13 protein-coding genes are annotated in these 15,957 nt (G+C 67.5%); 9 read left to right on the forward strand and 4 right to left on the reverse strand.

Annotated elements, in window-relative coordinates:
- Positions 1 to 22: 22 nt before the first annotated feature.
- The 5 genes from BDK89_RS07755 to BDK89_RS07775 all read left to right on the forward strand — a co-directional run bounded on the left by BDK89_RS07755 (position 23) and on the right by BDK89_RS07775 (position 8,416).
- Complete coding sequence (locus tag BDK89_RS07755; protein ID WP_133868397.1) at positions 23 to 2,263, forward strand: penicillin-binding transpeptidase domain-containing protein; 2,241 nt, start codon at positions 23 to 25, stop codon at positions 2,261 to 2,263.
- A 4-nt stretch (positions 2,264 to 2,267) separates the two neighbouring features.
- Entirely contained in the window at positions 2,268 to 3,422 is a 1,155-nt protein-coding gene (locus BDK89_RS07760; RefSeq protein WP_133868398.1) for an FtsW/RodA/SpoVE family cell cycle protein, read from the forward strand.
- A 258-nt stretch (positions 3,423 to 3,680) separates the two neighbouring features.
- Entirely contained in the window at positions 3,681 to 5,675 is a 1,995-nt protein-coding gene (locus tag BDK89_RS07765; RefSeq protein ID WP_133868399.1) for a TIGR03960 family B12-binding radical SAM protein, read from the forward strand.
- Complete coding sequence (locus tag BDK89_RS07770; RefSeq protein WP_166657450.1) at positions 5,672 to 6,379, forward strand: TIGR03936 family radical SAM-associated protein; 708 nt, start codon at positions 5,672 to 5,674, stop codon at positions 6,377 to 6,379. Before BDK89_RS07765 ends, BDK89_RS07770 begins: the two co-directional genes overlap by 4 nt.
- A 12-nt stretch (positions 6,380 to 6,391) precedes the next feature.
- Complete coding sequence (locus BDK89_RS07775; protein ID WP_133868401.1) at positions 6,392 to 8,416, forward strand: Rne/Rng family ribonuclease; 2,025 nt, start codon at positions 6,392 to 6,394, stop codon at positions 8,414 to 8,416.
- A 93-nt stretch (positions 8,417 to 8,509) separates the two neighbouring features.
- Here the strand turns inward: BDK89_RS07775 and BDK89_RS07780 are convergent, their stop codons facing one another.
- Both BDK89_RS07780 and BDK89_RS07785 read right to left on the reverse strand, forming a co-directional pair.
- A complete protein-coding gene (locus BDK89_RS07780; protein WP_133868402.1) occupies positions 8,510 to 9,202 on the reverse strand; it encodes a hypothetical protein in 693 nt (230 codons plus the stop codon).
- Positions 9,203 to 9,260: 58 nt separating this feature from the next.
- On the reverse strand, positions 9,261 to 9,845 hold the full coding sequence (locus BDK89_RS07785; RefSeq protein ID WP_166657451.1) for a TetR/AcrR family transcriptional regulator: 585 nt from the start codon (positions 9,843 to 9,845) through the stop codon (positions 9,261 to 9,263).
- A gap of 169 nt (positions 9,846 to 10,014) precedes the next feature.
- On the opposite strand from BDK89_RS07785, the gene BDK89_RS07790 reads away from it, so the two are divergent.
- The 3 genes from BDK89_RS07790 (at position 10,015) to rpmA (ending at position 11,045) form a co-directional block, all read left to right on the forward strand.
- Complete coding sequence (locus tag BDK89_RS07790; protein ID WP_133868404.1) at positions 10,015 to 10,224, forward strand: hypothetical protein; 210 nt, start codon at positions 10,015 to 10,017, stop codon at positions 10,222 to 10,224.
- 233 nt (positions 10,225 to 10,457) lie between these two features.
- The gene (gene rplU / locus BDK89_RS07795) at positions 10,458 to 10,766 is read left to right on the forward strand and encodes a 50S ribosomal protein L21 (RefSeq protein WP_133868405.1); all 309 of its coding nucleotides are present in this window, start codon (positions 10,458 to 10,460) and stop codon (positions 10,764 to 10,766) included.
- 24 nt (positions 10,767 to 10,790) lie between these two features.
- Entirely contained in the window at positions 10,791 to 11,045 is a 255-nt protein-coding gene (gene rpmA / locus BDK89_RS07800; RefSeq protein WP_133868406.1) for a 50S ribosomal protein L27, read from the forward strand.
- Between the two features lie 187 nt (positions 11,046 to 11,232).
- Here rpmA and BDK89_RS07805 read toward each other — a convergent pair whose 3' ends face one another.
- Both BDK89_RS07805 and BDK89_RS07810 read right to left on the reverse strand, forming a co-directional pair.
- The gene (locus BDK89_RS07805; protein WP_133868407.1) at positions 11,233 to 13,392 is read right to left on the reverse strand and encodes a VaFE repeat-containing surface-anchored protein; all 2,160 of its coding nucleotides are present in this window, start codon (positions 13,390 to 13,392) and stop codon (positions 11,233 to 11,235) included.
- A 68-nt stretch (positions 13,393 to 13,460) separates the two neighbouring features.
- Positions 13,461 to 14,534, reverse strand: a complete 1,074-nt coding sequence (locus BDK89_RS07810; protein WP_208294174.1) for an HD domain-containing protein — start codon at positions 14,532 to 14,534, stop codon at positions 13,461 to 13,463.
- Positions 14,535 to 14,700: 166 nt separating this feature from the next.
- Between BDK89_RS07810 and obgE the strand changes: the two genes are divergently transcribed.
- Complete coding sequence (gene obgE, locus BDK89_RS07815; protein ID WP_133868408.1) at positions 14,701 to 15,957, forward strand: GTPase ObgE; 1,257 nt, start codon at positions 14,701 to 14,703, stop codon at positions 15,955 to 15,957.

Below are 15,957 nucleotides of genomic sequence, written 5' to 3' on the forward strand. Positions count from 1 at the left end.
CCGACGGTGCGAGGATGGTCGGATGGCGATTGATCGACGTGCCGCGCGCCTGGGCGTCCTCGCGTTCGTCGGGCTGGCGTTGTTCTCGCTGCTCGGCGTCCGTCTGTGGTTCCTGCAGACGGTCAAGGCCGACGAACTCCAGGAAACGATCACGGTCTCGCGTACCCGCACCGTGCAGCTGGCGCCCGAACGGGGCCGGATCGTCGACGTGGAGGGTCGCATCCTCGCCGACAACGAGCGCGTGCTCTCGGTCGGCGTCGACTGGGACGTGCTCCGTCGGAAGTCGGAGCGCGAAGACATCTTCACCCGCCTGTCGGGGTGGGTCGATGTCCCGGTCGAGACGATGGAGGAGAACTTCGACCCCTCGGGTCGGACCGTCAACCCCTTCCTCCCGTACATCGTGCGTGAAGACATCGACGAACCGACGGCCATCGCGATCCTCGAACGAGCCGAAGACTTCCCCGGTGTCTCGATCGAGACGAGTTGGAAGCGCACCTACCCGTACGGACAGCACGCGGCCCACGTCGTCGGCTACATGGGCGCGATCACCGCCGAACAGGTCGACGATTTCGAGGAGGCCGGCTATCTGCTCGACGAGCGGGTCGGCCAGTTCGGCGTCGAACGCAGCATGGAGTCGGTGCTGCACGGTTCGTGGGGCTACCGCATCATCGAGGTCGACGCGGCCAACCGTCCGGTCCGGGTGATCGAAGAAGTGCCGCCGATCAACGGGTTCGACGTCCAACTCACGATCGATCTCGAGGCCCAGCAGTATCTCGAACAGTCCCTCGAGACGACCTTGATCGCTCGACGCTCGCAGACCGCCGACAACCCGGTCGTCACCAAACCGGACGGCACCCGCGAGAAGATGGACCTCACCCAGCCGGACCGGGTGAGCTACAAGGCGCCGGCCGCATCTGGCGTCATCATGGACTACACGACCGGTGACGTGCTCGCCATCGCGAGCTATCCCGGTTTCGACAACCGCTGGTTCGAGGCCGGCATCTCCGGCGACAAGTTCCAAGAGGTGTTCCCGGTCACCGACGACCCCGACAAGTCGATCCTGGTCAACCGGGCGGTGCAGGGGCGCTACAACCTCGGTTCGACCTTCAAACCGTTCACCGCGTATGCAGCGCTCAACACCAACCTGCTGTCGGCCGGCGACTTCTACCTCGACCAGGGCCGATACACCCTGAGCGACGAGTCGGTCTCGTCCGACAAGTGCACCTCCGGCCTCGTCAAGTGCGAGTACAAGAACGCCACGTGCGGCAACGGCCTGCCGTGCCGGTACGGCAGCGTCAACGTCGAGAGTGCGCTCGCCGTCTCGTCCGACACGTTCTTCTACCGCATCGGGGAAGAAATCATGCTGCAGAACGAGTTCCAGCCGGTGCTGCAGAACCAGGTGCGCCTGTTCGGGTTCGGGGCCGACAACGGGATCGAGCTGCCGTTCGAGTTCGACGGCACCGTGCCCGACGCCGAACTCAAGCAGCTCTACGCCGAACGTGGCGTGATCTCCGAGGCCGAGGGACAGGACTACTACGTCGGCGACAACGTCCAGCTGTCCATCGGCCAGGGGCTGCTGTCGGCCACACCGCTCCAGCTCACGACGGGGTACGCGGCGATCGCCAACGGCGGATTCGTGATGCAACCGACGATCGTCAAGGCGATCTGGAACCCCGGGTTGCCCGACAGCGAGACCGTCGGCTTCGTCGACTTCTCCCGCGGCACCGTGTTCGAAGATCGCAGCGAACCCGAACTCATCCGCCAGATCCCGATGCCCGACGAGATCCGACTGCCGATCGTCCAGGGTCTGCGGCGCGTGATCTACGGCCCGGGCGTCGACAGCGACTTCTACCACAAGACCACGGGTGAGTGGCTCTTCGCCGACTACCCGCGCGGCTCCGAGGCGATCCCATTGGCCGGCAAGACCGGCACCGCCCAGGGCTTCGGGAACTACCCCTGGAACGACTCCTCTGCGTTCAGTGCGTTCAGCACCGACGAGGAACGGCCCTGGGTCGTCACGGCGTACATGGAGAAGGCCGGCTACGGGTCGCAGGCCGCCGCTCCCGTCGTGAAGTGCAACTTCCTCGCCCTGGCGGGGTTGACCCCGATGGACCAGGTCGAACTCGCCGAGCCGCTCGACGTCACGTCCAACCTGGCCGCCGAGCCGCAGCAGATGCCCGACGCCAACCGTCCCGGCGGACCGGCGTGCTGGCAGTCGCGCTTCGACAACGGCGTGCTCACCGACCCACAGGGTGTCGAATAGGGCGATGGCGCTCGAGTTCTTCGTCCGCAAGCCCGACAGCGGGCTCGGGAACATCCGGTCCAGCCCGGCCGACCCGTACCGCAACATCGACTGGGTCCTGATGTTCACCCAGGGTCTGCTGACCGTCATCGGGTGCTTCGTCGTCTACTCGGCGTCGTGGACACGCATCGACGACGACCCGTACGCGTTCGTCACCCGTCAGGTCGTGTTCGCGATCGCCGCCGGCGTCGGCATGGTCATCGTGATGTCGCTCGACTACCAGTTCTTCAAAGAGCGTGCGGCGCTCCTGTACTCGATCACGATCGCGCTGCTGATGCTGCTGCTCGTGATGGCGTTCGTCATGCCGTCACAGAGCGAGATCTCCTTCGACCTCGGACCGCTCAACTTCCAGCCGGCCGAACTCGCCAAGTTCACGACCCTGATCGCGCTGGCGGCCTACCTGGCCGACGAACGGAGCGACGAGGTCAGTTACCCGCGCTTCCTCGGTGGACTGATCCTGGTCGGCACGCCCGCCACGCTGATCATCCTCCAGCCCGACCTCGGCTCGGCGTCGGTGATCATCTCGATCGCGATGGGCGTGCTCCTCGTCGCCGGCGCCAAGCCTCGCTACATCGCCCTGATCTCGTTCCTGTCGGTGATGACGGTGGCCGGTGCGTTCGTCGGTGGGTTCGTCAACGAGTACCAGAAGGAACGCTTCCGGGTGTTCTTCGGTCAGAACACCGACGAGAACTCGATCTACCAGGTGCGGAATGCCATCCGGGCGCTCGGCACCGGTGGTGTGTTCGGCAAGGGCTGGCTCGAGGGGCAGCTCACCAACGACGGCAGCGTGCCCGTCATGTGGGCCGACTTCCCGTTCGCCGCGGTCGGCGAGCAGTTCGGCCTGGCCGGTTGCGCGGTGCTGCTGTTCCTGTTCATGGTGATGCTGGCCCGGATCTGGCGCATCGCGACCCTGTCGAAAGACCTGCTCGGCACGTACCTGTGCGCCGGCGTGTTCACGATGCTCCTGTGGCAGGTGTTCCAGAACGTCGGCATGACGCTCGGCATCATGCCGGTGACCGGATTACCCATGCCGTTCATCTCGTACGGCGGATCGAGCCTCCTCAGCTACTTCGCCATGATGGGCATCGTTCAATCCGTCCACATGCGAAGGATGAGGTGACCAGATGGGGTCAGGCACCTTCTGGCACTCCAGGTCTGGCCCTGTTCCGGCTGCACGCCAGGTGACCAGATGGGGTCAGGCACCTTCTGGCACTTCAGGTCTGGCCCTGTTCCGGCTGCGCGCCAGGTGACCAGATGGGGTCAGGCACCTTCTGGCACTTCAGGTCTGGCCCTGTTCCGGCTGCACGCCAGAAGGTGCCTGACCCCATCTGGGGGCATCGCTGGGAGTGAATCTCCTGGCAGGTAGGCTTGACACGACATGTCTACGCTCTGGCCGCGGATCGAACCGCTCCTGGCCAAGGTGCAGAAGCCAGCTCGATACATCGGCTGCGAAGACGGTGCCACCACCCCCCGGCACACCGACGACGGGGACGCGGTGGCATGGTTGCTCGCCTATCCCGACACGTACGAGATCGGCCTGCCGAACCAGGGGCTCCAGATCCTCTACGAAATCCTGAACGAACGCGACGACGCCGTCGCCGAACGCACCTACGCGCCCTGGACCGATCTCCTCACCGAGATGCGGGCCGCCGAGGTGCCGCTGTTCAGCGTCGACACCCACCGTGCAGCGACCGAGTTCGACGTGCTGGCGTTCAACCTGTCGTCCGAGCTCGTCTACACGAACGTGCTCGAGATGATCGACCTCGCAGGCTCTCCGATCCACGCCGCCGAGCGCGGCGCCGACGACCTGGTCGTCATCGTGGGCGGACACGCCGCCTTCAACCCCGAACCGCTCGCCGATTTCATCGACGCAGCCGTGCTCGGCGAAGGCGAAGAAGTCGTCAGCGAGATCACCGAGGTGCTGGGGGAGTGGAAGCGCTCCGGACGCGCCGACCGCGAGGGCATGCTCCGTCGCCTCTCCCAGGTGCCGGGCGTGTACGTCCCGTCGATGTACGACGTGACGTACCACGAGCCCACCGACGACGATCCGATCGGCACGATCGAGGCCGTCACGCCGCGATACCCCGACGTGCCCGACACGGTCGACAAGCGCACCGTTGCCGACCTGGGGGAGTGGCCGTACCCGAAATCGCCCCTCGTCCCCCTCACCGAGGTCGTCCACGACCGGCTCAGCGTCGAGGTCTTCCGAGGCTGCACCCGCGGGTGCCGCTTCTGCCAGGCCGGCATGATCACCCGCCCGGTCCGTGAACGGCCGGCCGAGCAGGTCCGCACGATGGTCAACGACGGCCTCCGCCGCGCCGGGTACGACGAGGTCAGCCTGACCTCGCTCAGCACCGCCGACTTCTCCGACATCGAGCCGGTCGTCAAGGGGATCATCGCCGACAACGGCGACGCAGCGAACAGCTGCGACACGCTCACGATCAGCCTGCCGTCGCTGCGCGTCGACGCGTTCACCGTCGGGCTCGCCGGCGAGGTGCAGACCGGGCGCCGCAGCGGCCTCACGTTCGCCCCCGAGGGTGGCTCGTGGCGGCTCCGCAAGGTGATCAACAAGCTGATCACCGAAGAGGATCTGTACGGCGCCGTCGAGTCGGCGTTCAGCCAGGGCTGGACCCGGATGAAGCTCTACTTCCTCACCGGCCTTCCCACCGAGACCGACGAGGACACCCTTGGCATCGTCGAACTCGCCGCCAACTGCGTCAAGATCGGCAAGCAGTACACCAACCGGGCGTCGGTCACGGTCAGCCTCGGCGGCTTCGTGCCCAAGCCGCACACGCCCTTCCAATGGTTCGGGCAGAACACCCACGAAGAACTGCGCCGTAAGATCGGCCTCGCCAAGGACGCCGCCAAGAAGGCCAAGGGCGTCCAGGTGAAGTGGCACGATGCCGCGGCGAGCACCGCCGAGGGCATCACGAGCCGCGGCGACCGTCGCATCGGCGCCGTCATCGAGCGCGTGTGGCGCAACGGCGGTCTGTTCCAGGAGTGGGGCGAGCACTTCGACCTCGACCTGTGGTCCGACGCGATGGAGGCCGAGGGTCTCACCGTCGACTGGTACGTGTACCGGCATCGCGAAGAGTCCGAGATCCTGCCGTGGGAACACCTCACCGCCGGCCTGCACAAGGACTTCCTGTGGGGCGACTGGCAGGACGCGCTCGCCGAGGCGGGCGTCGAAGACTGTCGCTGGACGCCCTGCTACGACTGCGGCGTCTGCACCGGGTACGGCATCGAACACGTCGTCGCCTCGCCGATCGCCCCGGCCGGCGGCAGCCAGGGAACCGGCCAAGACCTCAGCCGCGGCGGCGAGGTGCCGGTACAGATCATGCGCCGACCCACCCCGGCCGGAGCGACGTCGTGAAGATCAGGTGCCGCTCGTCGAAGCTCGGCAAGGTCCGCTTCACGAGCCACCGCGACGCCGCTCGCATCTGGGAGCGTGCGCTCCGGCGCGCCGAACTGCCGGTCGCGGCCACCGAGGGGTTCACCCCCCGACCCAAGATCAGCTTCGGCCTGGCGCTCCCGACGGGCGCCGAGTCGATCGCCGAGTACGTCGACATCGAGCTGCGTCCCGACGTCGCCGACGTCGATCTCGACACCTTGCCCGAGCGGCTCTCGGCTGCGCTCCCGAACGGCTTCGACGTCCTCGTCGTCGCCGAGCGTGAGCAGGGCGCGGCGTCGCTGCAAGAAGCCGTCACCTCCGTCACCTGGGAACTCTGGGCGCCGGACCTCGACCGTGACGCACACATCGACGCATGTCGGCTCCTCGACGCCGACGTGCTCGAGTTGGAACGGGAACGCAAGGGGAAGCGGAGCGTCGACGACGTCCGCCCGATGATCCTCGACGCGCAACCCACGGCGACGGGCGACCGGTTGGTCGTCCGTCTGGCCACCGTCGGACGAGCGCTGCGACCCGCAGAGTTCGCACAGCTGGCCTACCCGGACATCGAGCCGATCCTCGTCCGGGCGCTCCGTACACATCAATGGATCGATCGAGACGGACAGCCGGACGAACTGCTCCCGCTGCCCGCCGGTCTCGATGCGCGCCCCGTCGAGGTGCTCGCATGACAAGGAACCCCAATGGACGACTCCACACGAACCGGCGACCAGCCGGACTCGCCGAACCACACGACCGACTCGTCGGCGGGCGGCAACGGCAGTAACGACCACAGCAAGACCGACACGACCACGACCGAGACCGGCGACAACACCCGGTCCCAGCGCAACGGCGCCGCCGAGAACTCGGGCGGCAACCCCGGCGGCTCCTCCTCCGGTCAACGCAAGCGGCGCCGTGGTTCTCGCGGCGGCCAGGGTCGGAAGCGGCCCAACCAGAACGCCGAGACCCCGAACGACGGGAGCGGCACCACCGGTGCCGACTCGTCGTCGGGCGACGACCGCAACCCCGACGAGCTGCCCGAACGCATCAGCGAAGGCAAGGTGCAAGACCCGTCGGTGGCCGAGCAGTCGCTCGTGCGCAAGCCCAAGGTCGGCGACACGCGCGACGCGGCGCCCCGCCCGTCGGTGCCGCCTCCCGGGCCGGCGAAGTCCAAGCAGGACGAGGCGGCCGGCGACGACGGCCAATCGGGCGGCGGGTCGGGCGGCTCGTCCGGCAACAAGCGACGCCGTCGAGGCGGCAAGGGGCGCGGCAAGGGCGGCCAAGGCGGCGGCCAGCAGCAGGGCGGCGGCGCCGATCAGCAACGGAGCTCCGGCGACAGCGGCCAGGGTGACGGCGGCAAGAAGAAGAGCCGCCGTGGCGGGCGTGGCAAGAAGAAGATGTCCGACGCCGAACGCGAACTCGTCGCCCAGCGCGGCGGACGCGAGCGCAACGGCAAGCCGGTCGGCCGGTACTTCATGTGCGTGCAGGTGCGCCCGGGCGTGAGCCAGGTCGCCGTGCTCGAGGGCCGCAACCTCATCGAGCACTACGTCTCCCGCCCCGCCGACGACATCAGCCAGATCCACGGCAACATCTATCTCGGCCGCGTCCAGAACGTCCTGCCCGGCATGGAAGCAGCGTTCGTCGACATCGCGACGCCGAAGAACGCCGTGCTGTATCGCGGCGACGTCCAGTACGACCCCGAGGACATCGAGGAAAAGGGCAAGAACGCCCGCATCGAGGACATCCTCAAGGCCCGGCAGATGATCATGTGTCAGGTCACCAAGAACCCGATCGGGGCCAAGGGCGCACGGCTCACCCAGGAGGTTTCCCTGCCGGGCCGATTCGTGGTGCTCATCCCGAACTCCAAGACCTACGGCATCTCGAAGCGCCTCCCCGACGACACGCGCAAGCGGCTCCGGAACATCCTCGATCGGGTCAAGCCCGAGCAGCACGGCCTCATCGTGCGAACGGCTGCCGAACACGCCACCGAAGCCGACCTCGAGGCCGACATGCAACTGCTGCTGGCGCAGTGGGCCGACATCGAGGCGAAGGCCGCCAAGGCCAACAAGCCGACGTTGCTGTATCGCGAACCCGAACTCGCCGTCCGGGTCATCCGCGAGGAGTTCAACCCCGACTACCGCGGCGTCGTCATCGACGACAAGCGTCTGTTCGACGAGGTCCACGCCTACGTGAAGGCGTTCAACCCCGAACTCGCCGACCGCATCGAGTACTACGACGCCGACGCGGAGGGGTTGTCGCTGTTCGAGCGTTTCCACGTGCACGAACAGGTCCACAAGGCGCTCGATCGTAAGGTGTGGCTGCCGTCCGGCGGGTCGCTCATCATCGAGCACACCGAGGCGCTCACCGTCATCGACGTCAACACCGGCAAGAACGTCGGCAAGGACAACCTCGAAGCGACCGTGTTCCACAACAACATGGAGGCGGCGGTCGAGATCGCGAAGCAGCTCCGTCTGCGAGACATCGGCGGCATCATCGTGATCGACTTCATCGACATGGAGATCAAGGACAACCGCGCGCAGGTCGTCAACCAGTTCCGTGAGGCGTTGGCCCGCGACAAGACCCGAACCCAGGTGTTCGAGATCTCCGAACTGGGCTTGGTCGAGATGACCCGCAAGCGGATCGGCGAGGGGCTCCTGACCGAGTTCTCCGAGACGTGCCCCGACTGCGAGGGGCGCGGCGTCGTCGTCGACCATTCGATGCTCGACTGACCGAAACAACCGTCGAACGCGATCGTGCCGCCCCGGACCTCCGGGGCGGCACGATCGCGTTTCGGGTGTGGTCGGGTGCGGTCGGGTCTGCGCTCAGGCCGTGACGATCAGCTCGGCGTACATGCCGTTCATCACGTGGGGCGGACCGCCGTCGACCTGGGGTGGGCCGTCGCTCTCTGCGGCAGCTGTCAGGTATTCGCCCGGGTCGGCGCCGGTCGGGATGACGCACACGATGACGTAGCGGCCGGGCTCGGCGAGCGTGCCGTCGCCGACCGCTGCGATCTGTTCGCCGCCGGGCGGAGCGAGGAGGACGGCGGTCGGCGGTCCGCTCGTCAGCAGGGCCTCGAGGTCGCCGATGATGTCGGCCATCAGACGCTCGTCGTCGTCCGCGAGCCGGAAGGCGACGAACTCGTGGATCTCGGAGTCGGACACGTTGGAGACCTCGATACGGGTGCCGGCCGGCACCTCGTCGGGAAGGTTGCCGTAGTGGAAGTCGTGCATCTCGACCTGGAGGACACCCGCAGCGTCATCGGCCGCAGTGTCGTCGGTCTCCGTGTCGTCCGTTGTGGCGGTGTCGGCCGGTGCATCGGTCTCGACGGGTGCATCGGTCTCGGCCGGTGCATCGGTCTCGACGGGTGCGTCGGTCTCGACGGGTGCGTCGGTCTCGACGGGTGCCGGTTCGTCGGAGTCGTCTGCGCCGTCGGCATCGTCGCCACAGGCCGACAGTGCGACCGCTGCTGCGAGTGTGAGGGCGGTGAATCGTGGGAGTCGTGTTCGGTGCTGCATGCCCCCACTGTCACGGTGAGGGCTTTCGGAAACCTTTCGGGGCGCCGGCCGAAGCGACTCAGAGCGGATCGTCGGCGGTCATCACCCGCCAGGCGAGGGCGGCCATCTGATCGGTGGTGCGATCGCGGATCAGGTAGCCGGAGGTCGTGATGCTCACGATCACCTCGACGAGCGCATCCGGGTCGCGACTCGCCGGGACCTCTCCGGTGCGCTTCCCGAGTTCGATCACGTCGCGGATGAACGTTCGCCACATCGCCTGACGTTCGAACAGGACGCGCTGTGCGACGTCGTCGTACTCGGAAGCGGCGACCAGTTCCGCGGTCAGCTGGCGCATCTGCAGATGCTGTGCGGACTCGTCGGCGCGAGCGAAGATCGCGTCGAACACCCCACGTGCCGTGTCGTAGTCGGCGAGATCGGGTGCTGCCCGGGACACCAGTCGGAATGCGTCGACCACGAGTTCGCGGCGGGTCGGCCATCGCTTGTACAGCGTCACCTTCGACACGCCCGCCTGCCGGGCGACCTGCTCGATCGACACGTTGGGCAGGCCGTGCTGTTCGACCTGATCGACGAACGCCTCGAGCACCCGCGTCCGAACCGTCGGGTCGGGCGCGGAGCCGCCGCGAGTGCGTGCCGTCGGGACCATGGCTCCATTCAACCAGAGGATGTTCGGGCGACCTTCGGGTCTCACGTCGCGGTACCGTGACATCGTGGAACTCGAGATCACCGACGACGCGGCCGCTCTGCTCAGCAAGCGAGGCGGCACCATGGCGATCGACTTCATCCGTCCGACCGGTTGAGGCAAGATCGCCGAGGTGTCGGTCGACACCAACACGACGAACAAGAACCTGGCGCCGTACTCGGAGGTCGGTCACCCGGAGTTCACCATCCTGATCAGCCCGGTGCTGTCCGGCCTCGCATCCCGGATGCGGGTCGTGACCAAGGGCAGGTTCGTGAAACAACTCGCCGTCGAACTCTCCGACGAGCCGTACAAGCCGTCGTACGCGCCGCGAGATTGCTGCTGACCGGTCGGCATCGACCTCCGGGGGTGCTTGTCGGCCCGGTGAACTGAACGCTACAGTTCACTCCATTGGGGCGGCGGGTCCCACGGTCGGGCCGGTACTCCGACATTGCATGTCCGGAGTGCCCGGCCCGCCACGACCCGGCCCGCCACGGCGTCGAGCGCCGTGATCTCGTGAACGCTGTCTCGATCGACCGGTTGGGACGCTCCAACGGCGCAGATAGCATCTCTCAAGCTATGTACGCAGTGATCGCCTCTGGCGGCAAGCAGGAAAAGGTCACCGAAGGTCAGCAGGTCGCGCTCGAGCTGCTCGACGGCGACGAGGGCAGCGAGGTTTCGCTCACCCCCGTCCTGCTCGTCGACGGCGAGAACGTCCTGGCCGGTGCCGACGCCCTCTCGGGTGTGTCGGTCACCGGCAAGATCGTCGGCACGACCAAGGGCCCGAAGATCAACGGGTTCACCTACAAGCGCCGCACCAACCAGCGCCGTCGTTACGGCCATCGTCAGAACTACACCGTCGTCGAGATCACCAAGATCTCGAAGTAACGGTCGCATCGGAAGGAGCCAGCAATGTCGAAGACCAAAGGTGGCGGTTCAACCCGCAACGGTCGTGACTCCAACGCCCAGCGTCTGGGCGTGAAGGTCTACGGCGGCACCCAGATCACCGCCGGCACCATCCTGGTGCGTCAGCGTGGTACCAAGTTCCACCCCGGCAAGAACGTCGGCAAGGGCGGCGACGACACGCTGTTCTCGCTCATCGACGGCTCGGTGAAGTTCGGCCAGCGCAACGGTCGCAAGGTCATCGACGTCGAGCCGGTGGGCTGACGACGACGACCTGGTCGATGGCCCGGCGACAGCCGCATCGATACGTCATCGACGTCGAGCCGGTGGGCTGACGACGACGACCTGGTCGATGGCCCGGCGACAGCCGCATCGATACGTCATCGACGTCGAGCCGGTGGGCTGACGACGGTCTGACCGGAACTACACGAACGGAACGAAGCGGGGCGCGTCAGCGTCCCGCTTCGTCGCGTTCGGAGCGACGTCGAGCAGGCGTGAGTCCGGCCACGGCGAACAGGCCGACACCGACGACGAAACCGACGTCGCCGAGCCGGAGTGCCGTGGCGACGGCGTCGCCGCCGGTCGGCGGCAGCGTGACCCGAGGTGGAGCGACGACGCTCGTCGGAGGAGTCGACTCGACCGGGACCGCCGTGGTCGTCGTGGTCGTGGTGGTCGTCGTCGCAGTCGTGGTCGTGGTCGTGGTCGTCGTGACCGGAGCCACACTGGTCGACGGAGCCACCGACGTGGTGGTCGCCGGTGCCACGACCGCGACGGTCTGGTCGGCGTCGAGCAGATCGGCGTGGCGTGCAACGAGCACGTCGCCGACGAATACTTCCTCGGTCACGACCCAGTCACCGACCGACAGGCCCTCGACCGTGATGGGGACGTCGATGGTCGCGTCGGTGCCGTCGGCCGTGAACTCGGCCCAGCCGACGAACCTCGTCGGTGTGCCCTGCTCGGCGTCGACCACGTCGCCACGAATCCGGTACGTCGTGCCCGGCACGAGACGGTCGAGTCGAACCCGGTCGACGATCTCGGTCTGGTGCTGTTCGATCACCTGGTCGCCGTCGGTCGGATCGGTCGCCCGGGTGTCGATGCCCGGTTCCGGCACCTCGTTCACATAGCCGATCTCGATGGTCGTCCCCAGGGCGTCGAGGGTCAGGTCGACCGTTCGGCAGCCGGTGTCGGTCAGGCCCGTCGCCCATGCCGGCACGTCGGACTCGCACACGTCGTAGGTACCGAGCGGCAGTGCGAGCGGCGCAGCGACGCCGTCAGCCGCGGTGACGACGACGTGCTCGGCGCCGTCGGTGCGGCGGCGGACGATGAACTCGAACCCGCTGCGGTCTGGCGGTCCGGCCGCGTCGACGCTCAACGTCTTGCGGACGACGAGCGTCACCGTGGCGGGATCGTTCGTGATCTCGATCACGGGTGGATCGTCCGGGTCGGTGCCGAGCCGGTCGACGACGACGGGAACCGCTGATGCGACGAGGCCGGGTGGCGCGGCCGTCTCGACGATCGTGAAGGGCCGGCGGTGCGCCGCGCGGTCGATGCCGGTGAAGCGGGCGATGCCGTCGACGTCGGTTCGAGCCGTCGCAACCACCGCGCCGTCGGCGTCGATCAGATCGAACACGGCACCCTCGACGCCGATCGTCGGATCGGCCGACCGCTTTCTGACGACGAGATGTCCGTCGTCGGGCCTTCGCTCGGCCGACGCCGACACGGTTCTCTCGGTCGGCGTCGCCAGACGTTGGATCGACCCGGCGCCGTCCCATTCGCGGTGGAGCCCCGGGGCCACGGTCGACACCGTGACGACGTAGCCGTCCGACGCCTCGGGGATCGGGAGCGACACCCGACCCTGGGGGTCGGTGAGCACGGTTCGTGTCGGCAGGGGAGCGCCACCGACCGTCGTGACGGACAGATCGACCGGGTGGCCGGCGAAGGGCGAACCGTCGATGGCCAGTCGAGCCGTCGCCCCGCTCGCACCCGCCTCGACATCGAGGTGCCACTCGCCCGCCAGGCGGTCGGCGAGCCAGTGCAGTTCCGCGACCCGTCGCTCGGCCTCGTCGAGATGCGTTCCCCCTGCCACCAACCCGATCGGATGCGACATCGAGAACGGAGCCAACGAATCCCACGGTTCCGGTGTCGCCGGTGTGATCGCCGCGAAGCCGCGTGTGCCGTCGGCCCACACGGGTGGGCCGATCGAGCGGCGGGCGCCTGCGTAGAACCAGGCGAGCGCGCTCGCTGCGACGGCGGTGTCGTCGTCGATCGACGGTTGCCGGTCGAGCCACCAGAGCAACGCATCGAGACGAGCTGAAGCGACCGTTGCCTCGACGGGTTCGTAGGCGCCGTCCGCGGTGCTGTGGGCGACGTCGGCTTCGAGACACAGCGCGATGTGTGTCTCGTCCCCGTCGCGGAGTCGGAAGGTCCCCATCGCCTGCGTTCCGTAGCCGTTGATGATCACGTCGGCACGGCCGTGCTCGTAGGAGGCGATCACCGTCGCGGCTGCGGCGCGTTCGCCGGCGACGACGAGCAACGAGCAGATCGCGACGAGCGCGACGGAGGCAATCGATGCGGCGGCGGCGATCGGGCGTGGACGGGGTGCGAGGCTCACGACCACCGGAAGGTGGTGGGAGCGCCGGATCGGAAACGACGGGGAGTCGTCCCCGCGTGTTCAACGGGTCAGACGTCGATACCGACGGGAAGGCGATCGCGTTCCCAGTCGAGCAGTGCCATCGCCTGTCGGCAGGCGAATCGATCGGTCATGCCGCCGACGTAGGTGACGGCGGCGCGGAACGCGTCGGATGACTCGACCTCGAGCTCGGTGCCGTCCGGCAACAGGAACGGCTTGGCGGCGTAGTGCTCCACCAGCGCCTGGAGCATGGCGATGACGGCCTCTGCCTGGGCGTTGCTGGCGGGGCGGAGGTAGACCTCTTCGTAGTTGAAACGCCGAAACTCGGCGAGTGCCTCGGCGTAGTAGGTGGTCATGCCGATCCGACCCGTGTCGGCGGTCGCCTGGATCATCGCTCGGACGAGCGTGCCGAGCTGCGTCGATCGGTCGACGCCGATCCGGTCGCGGACGAGGGGCGGCAACTGGTCGGGGGTGACGACATTGGCGGCGACGGCGTCTTCGAAGTCGTGGCAGACGTAGGCGATCCGGTCGGCCCACGAGACGACTTCGCCTTCGGGCGTGGCCGGAGCCGGACGGCTCCACGAGTGGTTCCGGACGCCGTCGAGCGTTTCGGCGCACAGGTTGAGCGGCACGAGTGCCACGTCGGCGCCCCAGACCGCGTGGTCGTACCCCTCCTCGACGTAGGGGGTGAGTGCGTCCTCGCTCGCATGGCCACCCGGGCCGTGCCCACAGTCGTGACCGATGGCGATCGCCTCGGTGAGTGCCACGTTGAGCCCGATCGCCTGCGAGACCGAACGTGCCACTTGGGCGACTTCGAGCGCGTGGGTGAGACGGGTGCGTTGGTGGTCGGCCGGGAACACGAAGACCTGGGTCTTGCCGGCCAATCGCCGGAACGCCGTGTCGTGCAGGATGCGATCGCGGTCGCGTTCGAAGCACGTGCGGAACGGATCGGGTTCTTCTTCCACGACCCGTTCGCCGGCACCGCTCGCTCGCGTCGCCAGCGGGGCGAGATGATCGTCCTCGAACGCTTCGCGATCGGGTCGCGGCGGCGTCGTGGTGTGGCCGGGCCCGGCCCACGAGTCTTCATGGGCCAGGGCGATGCCGTCGGCTTGGTGACCGCGCATGGTTCCGGCCCACTTCTCGGCTCGTTCCTGCATCGCCTCGTCGCCGCGCAGCTGATTCGATCTCGTCTCACTCACAGTCCGTCCAGTATGGCGGTCGCGGCGACGTGCCCGTCGCGGGCTGGATCCATGGCCGGTCCTCGCACGACACGTCGGTAGCATCCAACCGGTGTCCCAGTTCGTCGACGAATGCCAGCTCAACGTCCGCGGTGGCGACGGCGGTGCCGGTTGCGTCTCGTTCCGCCGCGAAGGTCCCGTCGTGCGCGGCGGCCCGAACGGTGGCGACGGCGGCAAGGGCGGCGACGTCTGGCTGATCGCCGATCACAACGTCTCGTCGCTGCTCGCGTTCCGCGATCACCCGCACCGCCGTGCGACCGACGGCGTGCACGGCAAGGGCAAGGACCTCCACGGCAAGCGTGGTGAGTCGCTCGAGATCAAGGTGCCCGAGGGCACGGTGGTGAAAGACATGTACACGGGCGAGGTGCTCGCCGAGCTGTACCGACACGGCGATCGCTTCCTCGGTGCAAACGGCGGCCGGGGTGGACGCGGCAATGCCAAGTTCCTGTCGAACTTCCGTCGTGAACCCACCTTCGCCGAACAGGGCGAACACGGTGAGGAGCGCTGGCTGAAGCTCGAGATCCAGCTCATGGCCGACGTGGCACTCGTCGGCTTCCCGAACGCCGGCAAGAGCACCCTCATCAGCGTCATCTCGGCGGCGAAGCCGAAGATCGCCAACTATCCGTTCACGACCCTCGAGCCGAACCTCGGTGTGGTCAGCCTCGACGACGACACCAACTTCGTCGTCGCCGACATCCCCGGCTTGATCGAGGGAGCGTCCGAGGGGCGCGGTCTCGGCTTCCAGTTCCTGCGTCACATCGAGCGTGCTCGGGTGCTGTGCCTGCTCATCGATCTCCAGCCGATGGACGGCACCGACCCGGCGGAGCAGGAGGACATCCTGTTGCGCGAGCTCGGTTCGTATCGGCCCGATCTGCTCGAACGGCCCCGTCTGGTCGTCGGGACCAAGGCCGATGTCGTCACCCAGGACGAACTCGACGCTCTCGATTGGCAGCACCCGATCATGTCGGCGGTGACGGGTCAGGGGGTTCGTGAACTCGTCGGCCGGATGGCGGCGCTCGTCCACGAGGCTCGCCAGAACGAACCGGAGCCCGAGGGCGTGGTGGTCATCAAGCCCGAGGTGACCGGTGCCGTGATCGAACGGATCGGCGACGGTGAGTATCGCGTGGTCGGCCGTGAGGTCGAGCGGGTCGTGGCGCTCAACGACGTGACGACACCCGAGGCCCTCTCCTACATCGACAATCGGCTCGACCGGCTCGGTGTGCACAAGTTGCTCCAGCGCGCCGGCGTCCAGGACGGTGACGTCGTCTGGGTCGGCGAGTTCAGCTTCGAGTACCAGAGCGACCTGTGA

The organism is Ilumatobacter fluminis, assembly GCF_004364865.1.
Lineage (GTDB): Bacteria > Actinomycetota > Acidimicrobiia > Acidimicrobiales > Ilumatobacteraceae > Ilumatobacter > Ilumatobacter fluminis.

Coding starts and splice junctions, on each gene's coding strand:
- rplU (WP_133868405.1), top strand. CDS start 10,458: ATGTACGCAGTGATCGCCTCTGGCGGCAAGCAGGAAAAGGTCACCGAA.
- rpmA (WP_133868406.1), top strand. CDS start 10,791: ATGTCGAAGACCAAAGGTGGCGGTTCAACCCGCAACGGTCGTGACTCC.
- BDK89_RS07760 (WP_133868398.1), top strand. CDS start 2,268: ATGGCGCTCGAGTTCTTCGTCCGCAAGCCCGACAGCGGGCTCGGGAAC.
- BDK89_RS07810 (WP_208294174.1), bottom strand. CDS start 14,534: ATGCGCGGTCACCAAGCCGACGGCATCGCCCTGGCCCATGAAGACTCG.
- BDK89_RS07785 (WP_166657451.1), bottom strand. CDS start 9,845: ATGGTCCCGACGGCACGCACTCGCGGCGGCTCCGCGCCCGACCCGACG.
- BDK89_RS07775 (WP_133868401.1), top strand. CDS start 6,392: ATGGACGACTCCACACGAACCGGCGACCAGCCGGACTCGCCGAACCAC.
- BDK89_RS07765 (WP_133868399.1), top strand. CDS start 3,681: ATGTCTACGCTCTGGCCGCGGATCGAACCGCTCCTGGCCAAGGTGCAG.
- BDK89_RS07755 (WP_133868397.1), top strand. CDS start 23: ATGGCGATTGATCGACGTGCCGCGCGCCTGGGCGTCCTCGCGTTCGTC.
- BDK89_RS07780 (WP_133868402.1), bottom strand. CDS start 9,202: ATGCAGCACCGAACACGACTCCCACGATTCACCGCCCTCACACTCGCA.